The organism is Bacillus sp. FSL K6-0268 (genome assembly GCF_038005425.1).
GTDB lineage: Bacteria > Bacillota > Bacilli > Bacillales > Bacillaceae_G > Bacillus_A > Bacillus_A thuringiensis_S.
On sequence record NZ_JBBOTF010000004.1, the window covers coordinates 69,613 to 89,143 of the forward strand.

Sequence of the window (19,531 nt, forward strand, 5' to 3'; positions counted from 1 at the left end):
TTTTGAAAAAGGTCACCATTGTAAGTGGAACGGTGTTGGCCCTGTCTTCTCTGACAGGGTGTTTTGGGAAAGAAGAAGCGTCTCCCAAAGAAAAGAATCAGAAAAAAACGGAAGAAGTGAAGAAAGACAAGAAAACAGAAACAATAAAAAAAGAGGAAGAGACAGGGCAGAAGCAAGAGATTTCTGGGCCAGAAGTAGGTGGTACAAAGTCTGTAACAAAAAAAGATGCCATGCCAGTTGTATCAACGAATATCGCCAAAAAATATTTGACAGAAGAGGAAACGAAACAATTAACAACCATCCTTCAGACGAATCAAAAAGCGAAGGTAGAACAAGAGAAGTTACCAGCGCCTGCCATCGAACCACCAAAAATTGAACTATCACCGCCAGTTATTTTGACACCATTAGAGAATACACCCAATGCAAAAGAATCCATTTCAATTGAAAAACCTATGCCATCAACCGATATAGAGAAGCCAAAGGTGACGGTAGAACTGCCAAAAGAACCCGATAAGCCTAAGCAACCGGTCGTTATGCCACCAATAGGTGATGGAGAAGGGGATAAACCCAAGCCACCAGTCATAGATCCGCCAACAGATAGGGATGAGGGAGAGAAGCCGAAGCCTCCTGTGATTGACCCACCAAAAGAACCAACAATCCCTGTAGACAAAGAAGCACCGAAACTGACAGCAAAAGAGAACCGTATGGTACAAAAAGGACAGAATCTAAATCCTCATGATCTAGTTACGGTCATGGACAATCGGGATAACAATCCGTTATTATCCATCAATGGAACGTATAACACCAGTCAAGAAGGGAACATCCAAGTAGAAGTGGTGGCGATTGATCAAGCAGGCAACCGTTCTAGTATGAGGGTAACAGTAACCGTGATCGACCCCGAAGCAGATAAGGATAGGGAAGCGCCTGTGATTAAACCAAAAGAGAATATTAGTAACTACTCAGCCACCTTTCGGTGTCTTTTTTAAATTTTACTAGTTTCATATGCCTCCCATTTGTAAATACTGAGTATATCAAACAGGGGAGGTGAATCTTATGGTCGATCGAAAAATTATTTTAGATACATATAAAAAAGGACCTGAAGCTGTTATTTCTTTATTTGAAGAAACATTTTCTAAGTTAGAAAAACGTATACAAGAACTAGAAAATGCTTCAAAAAAAAACTCCAAAAATAGTCATAAGCCACCTTCTACAGATGGTTTGGGTAAGCCCGTTACAAAAAGTTTGCGCAAACCGTCTCATCGTCAAACGGGTGGCCAGTTGGGCCACAAGGGACATACTCTTGGTTTGACAGCGACTCCAGATCATACGATTACACATTCTCCTACATATTGTACTTGTTGTCATACTTCCTTGAACCACGAGCCTGTAAAAGGGTATCGCATTCGCCAAGTGTATGACTTACCACCTATTCAGATCGAAGTGACAGAACATAAAGTAGAACAGAAAGAATGCCCACATTGCCATTCTATCCAAGAAGCCCAATTTCCTTCGACAGTATCTCGTCCTGTTCAATATGGTCCAAATATAAAAAGACTGATTCCCTATTTAACGCATTATCAATGCATTTCTTTGAAGCGAACAAAAGAATTCTTTCAGGATTGTTTTGGACATTCTATAAGCGAAGGAACCCTGGTAAATCATACACAGGCTTTCGCTTCTCAATTGCAGCCATTCATAAAAGAAGTAAAGGAAAAGATTCTGCAGTCTCCTGTTGTCCATTTTGATGAAACTGGTATGCGTGTAGAAAACAAAACACAATGGTTACATACTGCCAGTACACCGGAGGTGACATTGCAACATATTCATCAAAAACGTGGAAAAGAAGCAATGGATGCTGGAGAAATCTTGCCATCTTTTTCTGGAATTGCGATGCATGATGGTTGGAAATCGTATGATGCGTATACAGATTGTCGTCACGTTTTATGTAATGCCCATCTCTTACGAGATTTACAAGGAATTATAGATAGTACTGGAGAACAATGGGCACAACAGATGCAGAAATTTCTAACGCAAGCGTTGACGATGAAAAAGCAATCCGAAGGTACCATGCCAAAAGCGACGCAAAAGAATCTGTTTATTATGTATCAATCCATATTGAAAGAACAACAGATTCTTTCCACGAAACAAAAGAAGAAAGGAAAGCAGACGCCTTCTCAAAATTTATGGAATCGCTTCGTCAAGTATTCTGACAGAATTCTAGCGTTTTTAGAACATCCAGCCATTCCATTTGATAACAATCAAGCAGAACGGGATATTCGGATGACGAAAGTAAAACAGAAAGTGTCTGGGACTTTCCGAAGTAAGAAAGGCGCAGAATCTTTTTGTCAGATACGAAGCTTTATGAGTACCATGAAAAAACAAAAACAATCGGTCTTACAAGCGATAAACCAAGTCATAGAAACTAGAACGGTTCCTTGGAATAACACGACTTCATAAGAGAATTTCTCTATTTGGCATAGATTCTTTCTCTGATTGGAGTATTTTCTTTTCATGTTTTCGAATCGGAAACATGTATTTGGCCTGTTTTTTTATTTGAAGAAGCTGAGTAGTTACGAATATTATAGTGCCAGTTGGCCATATTCTTTCCACACAAGATGTAGTTACGGTAAGTGATAACAAGGATGCAAATCCAGTTGTTTCTGTTGGTAAGTACGATACAAGCAAAGCGGGAGAGATACAAGTAGAAGTCATTGCGGTAGATTGCTCTGGCAATCAGGCAAGTGTCATGGTTACGGTGAAAGTAATAGATGTAAATGAAAATAAAGACACCGAAGCGCCTGTCATTAAACCAAAAGAGAATGTCACCGTAAAAGTTGGAGCGAAAGTATTACCGCAAGATTTGGTTACCGTACAAGATAATCAGGATGCAAACCCTACCGTAACGATTGGAGCGTATGATACGAGTAAAGCAGGAGATATTTCAGTAGAAGTGATGGCAGCTGATCAAGCGGGAAATCGTTCTGTTACGAAAGTGGGAGTCAAAGTAGTAGAAGAACCAAAGCAAGACCCACCTGCTACACCACCAGTAGAGAAGCAACAACCAGAAGAGGAAAAGCCTGTACAGACAGAAAGGACACCGAATGAGAAGGAAACAGGTGACATGTCATGAGGGGAATGGGACAGCACACATACAATGAGCTGTTGTTACATACAAGGGAAGCGAAAAAATCTCCTGTGTATATTATCGATCCGAAAGCAAATGCAGTGGAATGGAAGGAGAAGTGGAAACAACGTAAGAGACAAGAGAGCCGAAGAAAGGAGAGAACTGGATGGTAGGAAGAACCGTAATGATTGTTTTGTTTTGTACAGTCCTATTCATCGTGGGGGTATACGTAACACTTTATTTGGTTGATTGGGAAAGGATACAGGGAATAGATCCGCTTATTTCGTAGGAGATGTAACGGGAGAGAGGCACAACAAGAGCGAACAAAAAAATAAATAGGGAAGGTGGGAATGATATGTTTGGGAAATTAAACGCTTTATTGGTCGCATTTATGACGGACTGGAAATCTACCTTTATCACAATCTTTATTATTGGTATTTTGGTGTGTGCAGCTGGTGCAGGTTTTGGTGGGGATGAACATGCTGGTAAATTCAAAAGTGCGTTAAAAACAATTGTGATTTGTTTAGTGCTATATTTACTTGCTCCAGAGATTATTGATTATGTAAAAGCAAAATTAGGTTAATCGGGAGTGAGACGCTGTGAATCATTCAATAGTAGATGCCATGAATCGGAAAGAAAAAATGAAGGAGGAGGGGAAGGTTGATCTTCCCCTTGCTATTGATACAAAAAAGTATTTAATTTGGAAAATTGCATGGAGAGATGTGTTTATTACGCTACCATTTGCCATTTTCGGAGGACTTGTAGTTGGCACACTGTATATGTTAGGAGAATATAAACTAGATTATGCAATTCTCGCATTTTCTCCCATGTGTTTTGTATTAACTTTTTTACTCATTCCACATCCTGTTCGTAAAAATTTATCTTTTTTGGAATATCGGGTGATTTGGAAAGCGCAGTACAAATGGAGAAAGAAACAATTTTTTTATACAAAGGGAGAGGGGAAGATGGCACAAAAATGGTGGCAGAAACTCATGTGGTGGCGGAAACAAAAAGAACAGGATATTCGAGAAGTACTAGGCATTCGAAATATTTATAATGACTGTTATGAAACGAGGGAAGATACGTTAGTAAAAGTGATAGAAGTTTCGAGTGTCAATTTATCTTTGCTACATGCAGAAGATAAAAAAAGAATTTATGGTTCGTATGAAACATTTCTGAATGAGAAGCCAAGAGAGATTGATATTCAAATCGCAAGAATCTCGCAACCTGTCAATTTGAAAAGTTATTACAATATGTATAAAGAGAAATTCGATGGCGATGTGACGGCAGATCATGCGAAGCGCTGTATGCAAAAGGGGTACTTGCAACACATCGAACAAATTCAAAAATCAAAAAATATGGTCACGCAAAAACGGTATATCATCATTTCGAAGAAATTTTCGGAAGGTTCGAAAGAAAAGGTATTGCAGGAACTGAAAAACCAAGCAGATGTGATGAAGCAATTGGTTGAGAATATGTTGACAGGGTATTACAAATTATCAGCGCAAACATTAAATAATGATGAATTATTTCGTCTGATGTATACCTGTATTGATTATGAAAATGCACAAGTGAATACAAGTTTTCAAGCGTCGGCCTTCCCGATGTCAATCGGGGAACAAACAAAAAGGGAAGAGAGAGAACGTTGGGAAGCGGATATGCAATACAAAATTACGTAGAGAGGGGTATGCAAAGTGGGGTATAGACTTTCAAAATGGAGAAACAAAATTCCTTTACCATTTGTGAAATCGAAGGGGAGTATCCAGAAGTCCTTTGCGGATTATAACAATCATGTATTAAATCAAATTTCACCAGATAGTATTCACGAAACAGAGACGTATGTGCGATCAGGAAGTAATTATACGAGAACACTGGTGGTAGTAGAATATGGTACAGTGTTAGACCATCATCAAATTGAGAAAGCAAATGAAATGAGTGATAATATTTCCGTCATTTGTTACATTCGAGAAATGGATGCTGCCATTGTCAAAAAGAAACTCAGTACCTCCATTACAGAAAACAAACAAAAGTTAGAGAATGCAACAAATGCAAATAGTGAAGAAGAAGCAAAAGCGCAGATCGAAGCGGCCAGAATGAGACTTCATATGTTGAACTTCAAAAATGAAAAAGTATTTGAATTTTCGCTATTGATTCATCTTGTGGCTTCTTCGCTACAAGAATTAGAAAGTTTAACAACGACAGTGAAGACAAAATTTGGTTCGTTTAGTAAGACATTTTCTCCAACGATACGGGCGAAGAAGGCATTCGATTCGTTTCTTCCCCTCAATCACAATCAGGTAGAATCCTTGACGAAAAGGGAGATGAATGCAGAAGCTGTGGCACAATTTTTTCCGTTTCATGAGAACGAGTATTTTCATGAACGGGGAGTGGTCAGAGGAAAGAATATTACGACGGGTAACGTAGTGGTGGTAGAAGAGGAAGCGTTATTTAATAAACATAAATTGGTAATCGGTGCTTCTGGTGTAGGAAAAAGTACAGCCATTTTTACCGATATGATGCGTGATTTTATGGCTGATATTTTGGTCCGTGTGATTGATCCGAAAGCAGAGTACGGTCCGATTTTTGAAACATTAGGCGGGGAGCATGTGAAATTTAGTTTTGAAGGCACGAAGGTTGTCAATCCCTTCGATCTTCCTAAGTATGCCTATAGCGAAGAAGGACGGACAAATCCATTATATAGTAACATTTCCACACTGCTTACATTGTTTCAATTGATGTACCCTGAGATGACGGATCTGCAAGAGGATGTTCTTTCTAAAATATTGATTGCCTTTTATGCGGAGCATGGTATCACAGAAGAAACGGATAGCTCACGTTTAGAAGCAAAGGATTATCCTATCATGTCGGAATTGTATGATTACTTAGCGAAGATGAAAAACGGGGAAATCAGCGAATATGCCAATCAAACGGAAGATTATCAAAAGTTAGAATCCTTTCATTCTACCTTATACGCTTACGCGTATGGGTTATATGCAAAAATCTGCAATGGACATACAAAAGTAGACTTTTCCAATCCGCTCCTTGCATTTGATATTTTCGCACTCAATAACCGAAAGAAAGCACAGAGAGTGGTGTATTTTATCTTACTGAGCCGATTAATGGCAGAAATTACAGGAGGAGATAAAAGACCGACAAAATTGTATATCGATGAAGCTCATATTATTGCGGATCCGAAAGTACCAGTTGCGATGGAATACCTCTACTTTATGCTAAAAGTATTACGTTCTTTTAATTGTGGTGTTGTAACCGCAACGCAAAGTATTGTGGATTTTTTATCGGCGACAGATGGCATAAGAAATTATGGTGGGGCGGTCATTTCTGAAAGTATTCAGCATCTGTATTTACCGATGAAGAAAAGTGAGATTCAAACAGTAGAGAACACAATTGGTGTGAAGTTTTCCCAAGAAGAATTGAATACGCTAGAAATTATAGATGGAAAGAAAGAGGAGCAAGTAGGAAAAGGTATTTATTCTACTGGAGCAAAACGAATCAAATTGGAAGTCGTGCTCACAGGTGTGGAAGAACAGTTATGGTTTCAAAAGAAAAAATTAGGTGAGTTGATATGCTAAAAGATACAGCCAAGAGTGTTGTGAAAGGCATGATACTCAAAAAAATGAGCATACCACTTTGTGTAGTTGGCTTTATCGCACTTCTCGTTGTACTTGTGATGGCATGTTTCAGTATGGGGGAAGAGGAATCAGCCAGCGGCGCAGGAACGACAGGTGCAATTTGTACGAATGGTACATATAACATGGATGTTCTTAAGCAAAAAATAGATGCAGCCGGGGCATTTTCAGGGCATACAGATGATTTTATTCAGGCAGGTCAGAAAAATCAGGTTGATCCCGTATTACTCATCTCGATTGCCTTTCATGAAACAGGATTCGGAAAATCAAGAGCGGTGAGAGAATACAATAATCCAGGTGGGATTATGGATTGGGAAAACGCAATGAGAACTATTCGTAGATTTGGAACGCTTGGAGAAGGAATTGAATTTATGGCTCGCAACCTCTATAAAAATTACATTTCCCAAGGACTTATGACCGTTGAGAAAATTGGGGCGAAATATGCGCCGATTGGAGCAAGCAATGACCCATTTAGTCAAAATCAATACTGGGTTCCCACGATTAATAAACTAGTGAATGAGTTCGGTGGTCTTTCTATGAATTGTCAAGTGATTGGGGGAACAGGTGGCACGGGTAGTACAACAGGTGGTGACCTTGCCATTCCAACTCCAACGTTTCAAATTACTTCTACATTTGGAGGCCGTGATAACCCGACAGGTTCAGGAGGACAATTTCATAAGGGACTTGATTTAGCTTGCAAAAAAGGTGACCCTCTAAAAGCGGCACGAGAAGGAAAAGTAGAAGTTGCGATACCAAGTGGATGGGGTGGTGGATACGGTCATCATGTGGTGTTAAATCATGGTGATTATTACACCCTATACGGGCATATGACGGACGTTCAAGTGTCAATGGGTAGTTCGGTGTCAAAAGGACAACAAATCGGCACGTGCGGGACGACAGGTGACTCTACAGGACCTCATTTGCACTGGGAAGTACAATTTGGGAAACCGTATGGGCAACGAGTAGACCCAGAGCCCTATTTGAAAGGAGAGAAACAATCGTGAGGGATAAACTGTTGATGATTTTCATTTCGTTACTTACGCTAGGTGTTGCCCTGTTTGCAATCGATGCATACCGAGATAAAAGTGAGTTAGAAGCAAAATTAGCAACATATCAATCTGAAGAACAATTAAAAAAAGATGCTGAAAAGTTTACAACGGCTGTATCTGAAGGTGGAATGGCTAAATACTTAACAGATGACGCAAAAAAGAAGCTACAAAAAGAAGTCGAGGAGCATGAACATAGCAAGGTTGTTGTCAAGAATACGAAAATCCAGCAAGTGTACACATCTTTTACGAATAAGGAAAAAACAAAAGCGATTTCGTATGCAACGTATGAAGCGACTTATGATATTGGGAGAGAAGATGTACCGTCTGTATATAAGCAAGTCATTACGGTAAAAGGAAACTGGGTATTACAAAATGGGAAATGGAAATGTGAAACGTATGAAACGGTGTTAGGCGCCGATAGCCGAGATGAAGAATTGCGGAAACAAATCCAACAGTAGGAGTTGAGAGAATGAAGCGTATCGGTCAGAGGGTGTGTATCGGTTGTATGAGGGTAGGAAAACAAATAGAAAGCCATCTTGTTTCGTTTCTAAACAAGATGGCTGACCGTAAGAAAAGAGAATTTCTCTTAACTTACAACAAAGAAATGACGGAAAAGGAAGTAAAAGAGTATCAATTTCATTTTCTTTGTCTCATAGCAGGGATACTCTTAACCATTTACTTATTTATATTGTAACAAAAAGGGAGGGGATTGTAACTATGTGGAAACGAATACTTGTATGTCTGTCTTTTGTGGTCCTGATCAGCTCTGTATTTTCACCTTTTTCTTCGTCTGTAGCGTATGCAGAGAAAGGTGATTTATATAAAAAGCATGAACAAGAGCTTAAAAAAGCCCCAGATATATATCAGGAACAAATTAAAAATTATGATAGTAAACAAAAAGCTTTTACGTGTGGAAAACTAGAATTTATGTGCAATATCAATAGTTTTTTCTTCCAGTTTGGCGTAGGGGCGATGAAATTTACAGAGAAGCAGATTAATCATTTTATTTTAAAACCCGATGATGTGTTACAGAATGAACGATATTTGAAATATCAGGAAGGGGTATCGGGACTTTGTAAAACACTCTTAATCATTTTTATTATGTTTCATGCAGTGAAGATTATGAGTTTTAGAATGCTAGATGCAGAAGATGGTTCTGTCGTGTTAAATGATAAGATCGTACAAATCTTTGTGACATGTATCGTTCTGTACTTGTATCAAGATATTTTGAGGTGGGTATTAAAAGCGCAGCAATTTTTTGTAGAGGGGATTACTGAACAGTTAGTGGACGGGGATTTTATTGATCGAATTGCGGTCCAAACCATTTTTGCGGGGGAATTTGCTTTTTACGTTATGTTTATCATGGGCATCTTGATTTTCATTTTCGTGTTACAATTTTTATATCGGACAGCACTCGTAGGTATTTTATTTATTATGGGACCGTTAGCCATCGTAACGAAAGTAAATGATAATCTCAATTTCTATGATTTTTGGATTCGATTATGGTTAGCGACATTTCTGACGTTTGGTATGCAAGTATTAGCAGTGACATTAGGGTTTAATTTTCTCTTAACACCACCAATCGGATACGGTGAAAATGAAAATTTATTTCTTGGTCTAGCCTTCTTTGTTTTAGCGTTAACCATTCCTTCTATACTGGGGCAATTTGGTATGTCGACCAATACGACACGAACCATGATGAAATTTGTAAGAAGACGATAGGAGGAACAGAATGAAGAAATTAGTGATGACGGGGATGTTAGCTATGACTTTGTTAGCAGGATGCACAAGTGATACTGGAACAGAAACCGTTTCTAAAAAAGAACAGAGTACAAAGCATACAGAAAAAATATTTACCAAGAGAGATATGAAGAAAGCAGAACAGATAGGTCTCGATTTCTTTACGACTGTAGAAGAACAAAAGACGTACACGTTTCGGGATATAGAAGGTGTACAAGATCAGTTACAGGAGAAGAATAAGAATCGTATTTTTGAGGGGAAAGAAATGATTGATTCGAACATTCGTCTACCAAAAATGTTTGACATGAATTCACATATAAGTTGTACAGATAAACCAACTGATAATATGTGTACGGTACAATATTGTGTCAAACAGTTAAAAGTGGAGAAAGTGGAAGAAAAGTATTATCCATATCTTGGGGTTCATACTTTAGTAATTTCGTATTCTCATCCGAAACCAAATGCAAATGCCCAAGAAGTTAGTATGTACCTAGAATTCCTTAAACAGAAGGATGGGAAAATTACCATTTATGAAGGTGATTTTGTAAGTAATATAGCACTGTCAAAATATAATGAAGATGCTCGTTATGATGGAGTAAAAAAGGAAGGCTTAAGAAAAGAAATTGAGAAAGACGGCGTACAGTAATAGATAAAGGAGTGGACGCAAGAATGAGCGAGAAAATGTCGATAAACCGATATGGTGAACTTGAAATTTTGCAAAATGAAATACGTTATAGCTATTCTGTGACCCAAAGCAAAATCGTCGATCAACAAGAAGCAGAAACCCTCTATAAAGACGTGATGAGTCGGGTATTACAGTCGAATGGTTATGTAGTTGCTGACCGAATTGAGATGGTGAACGACCGAGTGGTATTCTTTTTTAAGGTACAGGGTTTAAAAGGATATAGCCATTTACGAAGTATTCCGTTTGAAAAGCAATTGTTGTATTTTAAAAGTTTGGTTCATATTGTCAAACAAGAAATAGAAGTATTATTACATCCTTTGAATTTCTTGGTAGATGTGAAAGAAGAAATGGTGAAAACGTACATGGTGGAAATAGAGAAAATCCCCATTCACCAGAAAAAAGATAAAGTAGAAGCCTTGCGGGAGTTATTATTGATTGCGATGACAAATCGTACCAGTATACTTGGAAAACCAGAAAAAGCAGATTTCTTTGACCAACGAGATCACGTGATTACATTTGCGGAAGACTTATTACGTTGTAAAGAAATAGAAGAGATAGAACGAGCTTTGGAAGCGCATGTACCTGTAGTAGGAGAACCAGTAGAAAGAAAGGTAGTTATTACGCTTCCGTCCTTGACATTCTGGAAAACATGGCAGATGCCGTTTCGGAGAAAAGAAAGATCTCATGCGGAAGAACAGGAAACAAGATGGCCAACATTCTTTTCTTCTAGAAAGCAACAAGTGTTGCTGGGAACGTTGGTTTGTTCCATTGGATTGAACGTATTCTTTGTACAAAAGAATGTGCAACCTGTTATGGCAGCCAATCAAGAACAGAAAGCTGTCCAGTCTGAAATCACGCAAGTAAAAGAAGAAAAGGAAAACGTGCAGAAAGAGAAAGAAAAATATGAAAAAGAAGTAAAAGAATTGGTAGCGCAGCTAAAAATAGCGATATCTGAAAATAAGAAACTATCAGAACAAATACAGCAGGGAGGACAACCAAAGTGAATGTAAAAAAGGATGCATGGAAAGTCATTACATTTTGTTGTATCACTTCCTTGATTTTGAGTTATGTTGCGATTGGTTTGTTCTGTTTAGTGGAAAAGGGCGGAGAGATGGCACGCATTTTGCAGTCTCCCCTCCAGCTCTTTTCTTTTGTAAGAGAAGCACAGGGGCAATTACAAACGATTCTATATAGTATCCCATTTGTCAGCATAGGAAGTATGCTGTATTGGCAAAGAAAGAGCTTCCTGCAAGAAAAGTATGAAGATGCAAGTGAGTATGCGGTGCATGGGGAAGGGAAATTTGAGGGGATGAAAAATCTTATCAATGGAAAAGTGTTTTCGAAGAATAATCAGTATAAAAAAGATCCCCTAGAAACTTTTCAAATGGCACGAGGAACGATTGTGGGAAAAGTGCCAAAGAAAAAACAAGTACTGATTATGGAAAAAGACACCGAAGTAGACAACGCGAATGTACTGATTATTGGTTCTCCTGGTTCGGGGAAAGGGCAAGCATATGTCTATCCGAATCTCATTAACAATACAGAGGAAACGATCATTCGTTCGGATCCAAAAGGTGAATTGTATCGTGATACGCATTTGATTAAGCAAGACCAAGGGTATCGTGTCTATCTGGTGGATTTTGTAGACTTTATCAATTGTCATCGATATAACCCACTAGATAACGTAAAAGATGATATAGATGCGAGAGCAGTAGCGAATATTATTGCGAAAAATGCAGCAGAAGGAAACCGAGACTTTTGGACGAAATCTGCTTTAGCCTTTCTAAGCGCCATTATTCTATACGTTAAAAATGAATATAAAGATAAAGCGAATATGACGCATGTGATTGATTTTGCAGTGCGGGCAGGGAGAGAAGCGGAGTATTTTGAGGACGTAATTGCAAGTTTAACAGAAGAGCATCCAGCGTATCATCTGTTTCGATTAGCGAGTCTTTCAGCAGGAAGTACAAAAATGGGGATTATGTCTACCATGGCGCAACAAATCGGTATTTTCGCTTTGCGAAAGGTGGCAGGATTAACGGAAACGAGTGATTTTTTATTTGAGGATTTACAAAAACACAAGTCCATTGTATATGTAAAAATTCCAATGGATGAAAACCCATTTGAGCAATTGACTGCCATGTTTTTCGATCAGTTAATTGAAGTGTTTTACAAAATTGCGGTGCGTTCCTCGAATAATAAAGTGCCGATTCGTTCTATCTTTTTGTTCGATGAATTTTCGAATATCGGAACAATTGAAAAGTATCCAAAAGTACTATCAACATGCCGAGGACTGGATATAGTCATGATGACAGTCGTACAGGATTTTGGACAATTGGAAGATAAGAAACGATACGGGCATGAAATGACGAGGTCGATTATTAATAACCATGATACCATTCTGTTTCTCCGAACAAAGGATAAGAAAACAGCTGAATATTTAAGTGGTATTGCAGATGATACGACTGCAAAAGTAAAAACGAGCAGTATTCAACATGGTTCAAAAAACACGTCAAAAAGTGTGTCTGAGCAATATGTGAAAAGACGCTTAATCCCAGTCGGGGACTTGATTCGCATTAAGAAGAATGATTGTTACTTGTTTGTATCAGGACATGATCCAGTGAAATTAGAGAAAGCATGGCAGTTTCAAGTCTTCCACGATTTTATGAAAAACTATGAAACCAAATATCGCCCAATCATGCTGAAAAAGGGCATGATTTCAAAAGAGGAAGCGGTTCCGTTAGAACCAATTGATGAAAAAGGAAACGCTGTACAACAGCAAAAGAAAGAGAAAGAAGATAATCCACTAGCAAAGGATTTTGCAGTGTTTGCTCCGGTCTTAACGACAACAGCAGCGACGGAGAAAGAAGAGAATACATCAGAGTCAGAACATGTAGAGGAAAACAAAGAAGAAAACCTAGTCTCTACAGAGGAAACAACAGACACTGATTCCCCTCCTTCTTCTAAGAAAAGTTCAAAGCCTTCTGAAAGTAAAGAGAATGAAGAAAGAGAAGGGGAAGACGAGGATGAAGATATAATGCTTGCTTATGAGGAAACGAGTGATATGGAATCTCAGCAGAGGGATGTAGAAAGTTCTGAACCTAAGTTCGGTGAGTTACCCATTTAAAGAAAAGGAGGGATTCTGTTTGCTACAATATCATGAAATTTTAGGCAGTGAAAAACCAATGTATGCGAAGAAAGGTCTTTTCAAAACATTTGAAGAGATGGATGGAACGGAAGAATATCAAATCATAGGATTCTTGGAAGTACTCATAGGGGATGAAAAGCGTTATGAACCGCTATATGAAAGGGTTGGTGAAGTATCATGCAAATAAATTTACAGTCAGTGATTCAAAATGAAAAAGATATGAAAAGAATCTTAGACATACAGTCTACCTTTCCTTATTACAGTTTGGCGAATCAAATCTTGCTGTTTCAGCAAGAAAGGGAGAGACAAATGAAACAAAAGGAACCTTTGTATATTACGATGTTACAAGGGGAAAGTCGGTGGAAACAGGTAGGACAGAAAATGAAAGAAGGAATGGAAGGCTTTCGGCTTCGTGTTCCGTTCTTACGCAAGGAAAATGGGAAAGTGATTGTGAGCGAATCAAAAGAAGTAAAAGTATATGATGCTGCTCAATTGCAAGAACCCAAATTAACAGAAAAGGTCAAATTAGATGCTGAAAAACTATATGAGAAACTGAAAACACATATTGCAATCAAAACGAATATTCATGTGTTAGAAAGTGACCTTTTTACATACGCACACAATGGAGAAATTGAGAGAAGCGGAGAAATTTCGAGAAATGCTTTCACAGTATATTCAAGTGCAGTGCAAACAATCGGATTATGTGTATTTAAAGGAACATGAAAAAGCATTAGAGCAGGCTGTGAAATATGTTGTAGCAAAGCATTATCAGCTCCCGAATCCAGAAGTTGATTTCGATCAAGTGATACGGGCAACAAAGGATATAGAATCCGTAAAGAATTTTTTACCGGAGATGCATCGTATTTCACAAAAAACAATGGATGTATGTAATCAATTATCGAATGAACTGAAGTTAGAAAATAAGATAGAACAGTTTAAAGAAGCCCTACAGGAAGTCATACGGAAACATGATTTTAGAGAAGTAACAACTTACAGTGAATGTATCCGGCCGATTAGTGGGAATTTGGAAATTCCAGATGGCAAAGCACTAACGATTACAGAAGATGCAATGAGAAAAGCAGGATTAATTTGTGAGCGTTCTGGAAATGGAGACTTATCTATTGGATTATATACCAAAGAACAACAAGGTGTATTCCAACGGTTAGAACAAAAGTATGGTCGTATGGACCTGAGAAAAGATGAAGTAAATCTGGAAATATACAATAAAGAAGAGAGACAGCGAGAAAACGTATGTTTGAGAAGAGAGGATCAAACATGGTATTTGCAGGTGAGAGGAAGTGTGGGAAGCCCAGAACGGTTACTAGAGGAACAATATATGAGAGGACCTGAAAAAATGAGAAGGGTGTATAGAGAACAGGAACTCACGTTAGAGTGAGAAAAGAAAGTATTGTACAAATAGGATACGGAACATTCATTCTTGTTAAAGGAGATGAATTCTATGCATACAGGATTGTTTGCCGGTATTATGTTGCTTGTAGCTATCGTACTCAGTGTGATCATACTATTTATAGAAAAAATAACCAAGGGATGGAACAAGAAAACAGAATGTCTATGAAGGAAACAGAAAAAGAGTTAGGTCATTCTTGATGACGTAACCCTTTTTCAACCAACATACGAATCGCTTCATTTCGATTTTTGAGCTTGTTTTCATGCCAAAATGTCTCTATTTTCTGAACTTGTTCATGTGTAAATGTAACAAGAATTTGCTTATATATATCTTTGTCAACTGCCATGTAGTACACCTCCTTTTTATAGTATAAGTTATATAACTTATATTGACAACAAGAGTAAGAAAGGAGTAGTATAGGTTATATAAGTTATATAACCTATTTCGGGAGGAACGACTATGAAAATATCAGTGTCTGAATGGATGTCACTCAGTCCGCATATTAAATTGAAGTTAATTCGATTAGCTATTTTAGAAAATAAACAGGCGAGATAAAGAATCATGTAAGGAAAATCGAAGCGTTTGAATGATCAGTAACATATTTTATAAACAGAAAGGTAGCGTGGTAATCGTGAACTGTCCATACTGTGCAACTCCGATACAAGTTGATAAGAATGGTGTAGTACAAGAGATTTGTGAATTCTGTGGTGGTCGTATTCGGGAACAACAAACAGGTGTCTTACAGCTTTGTCAAAATGGTGAGCGTTTTGAGTTCACTAAGATGCAACAACAACTCTTCTTAGAACACATTCATCAGTCTGTAGAAGAGTTGAAGCAGTATCATACTTACGATTTGTATGTGTTGCTAAAGGAAGTAAGAGAAGCACGCAGTCAAACGTATTACGGTTTACAGTTACTCAACAAAGCATCTAAAGAAGAACGTACTTTGCAAGCGACAGCAGATGAAACAGGCGGAGAATACGAGTATTACACAAGAAAAGTATGGGTAATTGAGAACATTCTGTTAGAACGACAAGGATTCTTTCCAGAAAAAATAACTGCTCGTGTTCTGGAGTACATGGGAGAGCAAATCCGAAAATCGAAGAAAAAGAGTATGAGGATATCAAAGGGACAACGACAACATAGAAGAGAAGCTTGAGGAATCTTTATACAATTTGAATTTTCTACAGAAATATGATTTTTCTTAGAAATTACATGAAGGGAAAGAAGCGGAATGAAAGTGTTAGATTGTACTTTTAATAATTTGTATTTTGAATTAAAGATTGAACTTTCGCAAGAAGAATATGAACAAATAGAAGATGTAATTAAAACTGAGGTATTTAGTTATGCTAATGAGCTATTAAAGATGTTCGGTCAACCCAAAGAACTAGTATTTTCAAGATACATCCCAATTGATGAAGAGATGTCTATTATGTGTACTTTTGCAGTAAAAGACATGAAAAAAGAATATGGATTAATTGAAAATTATCTTTATGGCAGGGTTTTTGGTAAAGGTGAGAATATGATTCTTGATACAATTAAAGATGAACTTAGAATTTATTGGTGTTTGGATAAGTTAGAGGTATTTATTAATAATAGATTTGTACCATTTTCAGATGTAAAAATAGAAACTTCAGCGGGAAGTTATGCGAGGGTACCCAAAGATTCATTTCCATTATTAAATTATTGAATACAATTTGATTTTTGTAGAAAGTGGTGGAAATGATGGCAGCAGGATTGATGCACAACACATTTGTGTTGCTAAGAATGTATTCTTTAAATCAGTATAAGAAAATGCTTGGAAAAACAGTTTACCATCAATTTATTTTTGAAATTGCAGTATGTGAGTTGACCCTAACTTGATTCTATATAACAAATTGAGGTGAAGGATTTGGAACAACAATTCCGAGTAACTACTCAGCTTAATTAGGAAAAAGGGCATACCAAATACATGTTTTCATTCGAAAACATAAAAAAGAAAAGACTCCAATAAGAGAAAGAATCTAAATCAAACAGAGAATTTCTCTTATGAAGTTGTGCGATTCCAAGGAACCGTTCCGGTTTCTATAACTTGTCCTATCGCTTGTAAGACAGATTGTTTTTGTTTTTTCATGGTACTCATAAAGCTTCGTATCTGGCAAAAAGATTCTGCGCCTTTCTTACTTCGGAAAGTCCCAGACACTTTCTGTTTGACTTTCGTCATTCGAATATCCCGTTCCGCTTGATTATTATCAAATGGAATGTCTGGATGTTCTAAGAATGCTAGAATTCTGTCAGCATATTTGACGAAGCGATTCCATAAATTTTGAGCAGGCGTCTGCTTTCTTTTCTTTTTTAATTCTGTAGAAAAGACTGGTTGTTCTTTCAATATAGCTTGATAAACAGTAAACAGGTGCTGTTGCTTTACTTTTGGCAGATTTCCTTTGTATTGTTTTTTCAGCGTTAAAGCTTGCGTGAGAAATTTCTGCATCTGTTGCGCCCATTTTTGCCCCGTACTATCTATAATTCCTTGCAAATCTCGTAAGAGATGGGCATTACATAATACATGTCGGCAATCTGTATACGCATCATACGATTTCCAACCATCATGCATCGCAATTCCAGAAAAAGACGGTAAAATTCCGCCCGCATCCATTGCTTCTTTTCCGCGTTTGTGATGAATATGTTGCAATGTCACCTCCGGTGTACTGGCAGTATGTAACCATTGTGTTTTGTTTTCTACACGCATACCGGTTTCATCAAAATGGACAATAGGAGACTGCAGGATCTTTTCCGTTACTTTTTTTATGAATGGCTGCAATTGAGAAGCGAAAGCCTGTGTATGATTTACCAGGGTTCCTTCGCTTATAGAATGTCCAAAACAATCCTGAAAGAATTCTTTTGTTCGCTTCAAAGAAATGCATTGATAATGCGTTAAATAGGGAATCAGTCTTTTTATATTTGGACCATATTGAACAGGACGAGATACTGTCGAAGGAAATTGGGCTTCTTGGATAGAATGGCAATGTGGGCATTCTTTCTGTTCTACTTTATGTTCTGTCACTTCAATCTGAATAGGTGGTAAGTCATACACTTGGCGAATGCGATACCCTTTTACAGGCTCGTGGTTCAAGGAAGTATGACAACAAGTACAATATGTAGGAGAATGTGTAATCGTATGATCTGGAGTCGCTGTCAAACCAAGAGTATGTCCCTTGTGGCCTAACTGGCCACCGGTTTGACGATGAGACGGTTTGCGCAAACTTTTTGTAACAGGCTTACCTAAACCATCTGTAGAAGGTGGCTTATGACTATTTTTGGAGTTTTTTTTTGAAGCATTTTCTAGTTCTTGTATACGTTTTTCTAATTTAGAAAATGTTTCTTCAAATAAAGAAATAACAGCTTCAGGTCCTTTTTTATATGTATCTAAAATAATTTTTCGATCGACCATAATATTCACCTCCCCTGTTTGATATACTCAGTATTTACAAATAGGAGGCATATGAAACTAGTAAAATTAAAAAAAGCCACCGAAAGGTGGCTGAGTAGTTACAATTCCGATATGGTGATGCGAATCTGGCAATATGGAGGATTCATGTTGATGCTACAGGATGTGTATATGCACAAGTTGGGATTCCACACGTGGGAGATATGGAAATTCAGGTGTATAACCATGAAGGGAACGGAAGATTCTTAGTAACACTTCCAGAATTCAATTGGTGCAGTTATGTGGGGGATTTTGAAAAGTTTCATACCAGTCCAAGAGATTACCAGAATGATGTATTCAAAGGATATCGAGGGTACTATCTTACAATGGGCGATATTGACATGCCGATATCTGAATTGCAACCTTACGTGAGAGAAGTGAAGTTTATTTTTTCCATGCTTCTTTCCCTTCTATATAAAGAAACAACAAATGAGTTATATATTAATACGGGTACGACTTGTACAGTAGCAGAGCATATTGAGTATTGCAAAAGAAAATTAGAATCATGGAATGTGTATATTGCTAAATGACTAAATGTGAAGAGGTGAATCATGATGAAACAAGAACAGTTGGAAGAATATATAGAAGTGCAAGAAAGAAAAGAAATTGTATATCGAATCTATCATAATTTGAGCTTAGGATATGATAAGGGAGCGATATATGTATCTACACATCATGCTGAAATCATAGTTCGGAAACTGTTACAACATATTGAAGAAATCGTGTTAAATATGAAAAGTAAACGAGTAAAGGATAATTGGTTCATCGGTTCCCCTTTGGAAAATATATTGTGTAAATATTTCGGATTTACTTCACATACAAGAAGGTGGGATCAAGAGTATGTTGAAATTGAAATGCATCACAATTGGGAAGGTGTTTATTTAAAACATATTCACGAGCCAAGCTGGTTTTACTTACGTAATTTTAAAAAAATAATTGAGCAAGAAATGTTAGTAGAACAAGAACAAAATGAAAAGTTTTTGGAGAAAATCAAGGCACTCATGACGATTCCTTATGGAGATGAAACACTCATTGAAGGAGAATTGAAGAATTATAACTTACATGAGTTGAAGCGCTTACATGATTATTTTCAAATTACATTCAAAAAATTAGAAAATAGTTTAGGTAGAGTGTGTATCGAAGAATGGAATGCAGACCCTGCAAACTTTTTTACAGAATACTATACAGATGGATGGGCGGAAATAGAACAGTAATAGGAAGAACGGAAGTTCTAACTGTAATTCAATTCAAGGGGGAATCCACG

Annotated in this window: 24 protein-coding genes; 22 read left to right on the forward strand and 2 right to left on the reverse strand. The window is 37.5% G+C overall.

What is annotated here, in order from left to right; all coding sequences use genetic code 11:
* The first annotated feature begins 35 nt into the window (after nt 1-35).
* The 17 genes from MHI28_RS34510 (at nt 36) to MHI28_RS34590 (ending at nt 14,789) form a co-directional block, all read left to right on the forward strand.
* Complete coding sequence (locus MHI28_RS34510) at nt 36-986, forward strand: hypothetical protein (RefSeq protein ID WP_340829066.1); 951 nt, start codon at nt 36-38, stop codon at nt 984-986.
* Between the two features lie 67 nt (nt 987-1,053).
* Nucleotides 1,054-2,457: an IS66 family transposase gene (gene tnpC / locus MHI28_RS34515; protein ID WP_100910632.1), complete on the forward strand. Its 1,404-nt coding sequence runs from the start codon at nt 1,054-1,056 to the stop codon at nt 2,455-2,457.
* A gap of 127 nt (nt 2,458-2,584) precedes the next feature.
* Nucleotides 2,585-3,130: a hypothetical protein gene (locus MHI28_RS34520; RefSeq protein WP_340829069.1), complete on the forward strand. Its 546-nt coding sequence runs from the start codon at nt 2,585-2,587 to the stop codon at nt 3,128-3,130.
* Nucleotides 3,131-3,135: 5 nt separating this feature from the next.
* A complete protein-coding gene (locus MHI28_RS34525) occupies nt 3,136-3,297 on the forward strand; it encodes a hypothetical protein (protein WP_340829073.1) in 162 nt (53 codons plus the stop codon).
* Nucleotides 3,298-3,479: 182 nt separating this feature from the next.
* Nucleotides 3,480-3,707: a hypothetical protein gene (locus MHI28_RS34530; protein WP_065487116.1), complete on the forward strand. Its 228-nt coding sequence runs from the start codon at nt 3,480-3,482 to the stop codon at nt 3,705-3,707.
* Nucleotides 3,708-3,723: 16 nt separating this feature from the next.
* Nucleotides 3,724-4,803, forward strand: a complete 1,080-nt coding sequence (locus MHI28_RS34535) for a hypothetical protein (RefSeq protein WP_340829076.1) — start codon at nt 3,724-3,726, stop codon at nt 4,801-4,803.
* Nucleotides 4,804-4,818: 15 nt separating this feature from the next.
* Nucleotides 4,819-6,714, forward strand: a complete 1,896-nt coding sequence (locus MHI28_RS34540; RefSeq protein ID WP_256426097.1) for a VirB4 family type IV secretion system protein — start codon at nt 4,819-4,821, stop codon at nt 6,712-6,714.
* Nucleotides 6,708-7,775: a peptidoglycan DD-metalloendopeptidase family protein gene (locus MHI28_RS34545; RefSeq protein ID WP_340829082.1), complete on the forward strand. Its 1,068-nt coding sequence runs from the start codon at nt 6,708-6,710 to the stop codon at nt 7,773-7,775. The genes MHI28_RS34540 and MHI28_RS34545 overlap by 7 nt, the downstream gene beginning before the upstream one ends.
* Entirely contained in the window at nt 7,772-8,278 is a 507-nt protein-coding gene (locus MHI28_RS34550; protein WP_340829084.1) for a hypothetical protein, read from the forward strand. Before MHI28_RS34545 ends, MHI28_RS34550 begins: the two co-directional genes overlap by 4 nt.
* Nucleotides 8,279-8,289: 11 nt before the next feature.
* Nucleotides 8,290-8,514: a hypothetical protein gene (locus MHI28_RS34555; protein ID WP_065487001.1), complete on the forward strand. Its 225-nt coding sequence runs from the start codon at nt 8,290-8,292 to the stop codon at nt 8,512-8,514.
* A gap of 23 nt (nt 8,515-8,537) precedes the next feature.
* The gene (locus MHI28_RS34560; RefSeq protein ID WP_340829087.1) at nt 8,538-9,542 is read left to right on the forward strand and encodes a conjugal transfer protein TrbL family protein; all 1,005 of its coding nucleotides are present in this window, start codon (nt 8,538-8,540) and stop codon (nt 9,540-9,542) included.
* A 10-nt stretch (nt 9,543-9,552) separates the two neighbouring features.
* Nucleotides 9,553-10,206 (forward strand): hypothetical protein, encoded by a 654-nt coding sequence (locus MHI28_RS34565; RefSeq protein ID WP_340829090.1) that lies wholly within the window; start codon nt 9,553-9,555, stop codon nt 10,204-10,206.
* A 23-nt stretch (nt 10,207-10,229) separates the two neighbouring features.
* Complete coding sequence (locus MHI28_RS34570; RefSeq protein WP_340829093.1) at nt 10,230-11,249, forward strand: hypothetical protein; 1,020 nt, start codon at nt 10,230-10,232, stop codon at nt 11,247-11,249.
* A complete protein-coding gene (locus MHI28_RS34575; RefSeq protein ID WP_340829096.1) occupies nt 11,246-13,372 on the forward strand; it encodes a VirD4-like conjugal transfer protein, CD1115 family in 2,127 nt (708 codons plus the stop codon). Before MHI28_RS34570 ends, MHI28_RS34575 begins: the two co-directional genes overlap by 4 nt.
* 19 nt (nt 13,373-13,391) lie before the next feature.
* Nucleotides 13,392-13,580 carry a hypothetical protein gene (locus MHI28_RS34580; protein ID WP_065487010.1) on the forward strand — a complete coding sequence of 63 codons (189 nt, stop codon included), beginning with the start codon at nt 13,392-13,394 and terminating at the stop codon, nt 13,578-13,580.
* A complete protein-coding gene (locus MHI28_RS34585; RefSeq protein WP_340829100.1) occupies nt 13,571-14,116 on the forward strand; it encodes a hypothetical protein in 546 nt (181 codons plus the stop codon). Before MHI28_RS34580 ends, MHI28_RS34585 begins: the two co-directional genes overlap by 10 nt.
* A complete protein-coding gene (locus MHI28_RS34590; RefSeq protein WP_340829102.1) occupies nt 14,052-14,789 on the forward strand; it encodes a hypothetical protein in 738 nt (245 codons plus the stop codon). The genes MHI28_RS34585 and MHI28_RS34590 overlap by 65 nt, the downstream gene beginning before the upstream one ends.
* 202 nt (nt 14,790-14,991) lie before the next feature.
* Here the strand turns inward: MHI28_RS34590 and MHI28_RS34595 are convergent, their stop codons facing one another.
* On the reverse strand, nt 14,992-15,147 hold the full coding sequence (locus MHI28_RS34595; RefSeq protein WP_176545705.1) for a hypothetical protein: 156 nt from the start codon (nt 15,145-15,147) through the stop codon (nt 14,992-14,994).
* Between the two features lie 285 nt (nt 15,148-15,432).
* Here MHI28_RS34595 and MHI28_RS34600 point away from each other — a divergent pair, with 285 nt between their 5' ends.
* The 3 genes from MHI28_RS34600 to MHI28_RS34610 all read left to right on the forward strand — a co-directional run bounded on the left by MHI28_RS34600 (nt 15,433) and on the right by MHI28_RS34610 (nt 16,664).
* The gene (locus MHI28_RS34600; RefSeq protein WP_340829104.1) at nt 15,433-15,960 is read left to right on the forward strand and encodes a hypothetical protein; all 528 of its coding nucleotides are present in this window, start codon (nt 15,433-15,435) and stop codon (nt 15,958-15,960) included.
* 75 nt (nt 15,961-16,035) lie between these two features.
* Nucleotides 16,036-16,491, forward strand: coding sequence for a hypothetical protein (locus MHI28_RS34605; protein WP_340829106.1), 456 nt, complete (start codon nt 16,036-16,038; stop codon nt 16,489-16,491).
* Nucleotides 16,492-16,526: 35 nt separating this feature from the next.
* Nucleotides 16,527-16,664, forward strand: coding sequence for a hypothetical protein (locus tag MHI28_RS34610; RefSeq protein WP_157452966.1), 138 nt, complete (start codon nt 16,527-16,529; stop codon nt 16,662-16,664).
* A gap of 163 nt (nt 16,665-16,827) precedes the next feature.
* Here MHI28_RS34610 and tnpC (MHI28_RS34615) read toward each other — a convergent pair whose 3' ends face one another.
* Nucleotides 16,828-18,231: an IS66 family transposase gene (gene tnpC, locus MHI28_RS34615; protein ID WP_340828062.1), complete on the reverse strand. Its 1,404-nt coding sequence runs from the start codon at nt 18,229-18,231 to the stop codon at nt 16,828-16,830.
* Between the two features lie 191 nt (nt 18,232-18,422).
* On the opposite strand from tnpC (MHI28_RS34615), the gene MHI28_RS34620 reads away from it, so the two are divergent.
* On the forward strand, nt 18,423-18,797 hold the full coding sequence (locus tag MHI28_RS34620; protein WP_340829108.1) for a hypothetical protein: 375 nt from the start codon (nt 18,423-18,425) through the stop codon (nt 18,795-18,797).
* 21 nt (nt 18,798-18,818) lie between these two features.
* Nucleotides 18,819-19,481, forward strand: coding sequence for a hypothetical protein (locus MHI28_RS34625; RefSeq protein WP_340829111.1), 663 nt, complete (start codon nt 18,819-18,821; stop codon nt 19,479-19,481).
* Nucleotides 19,482-19,531 lie beyond the last annotated feature (50 nt).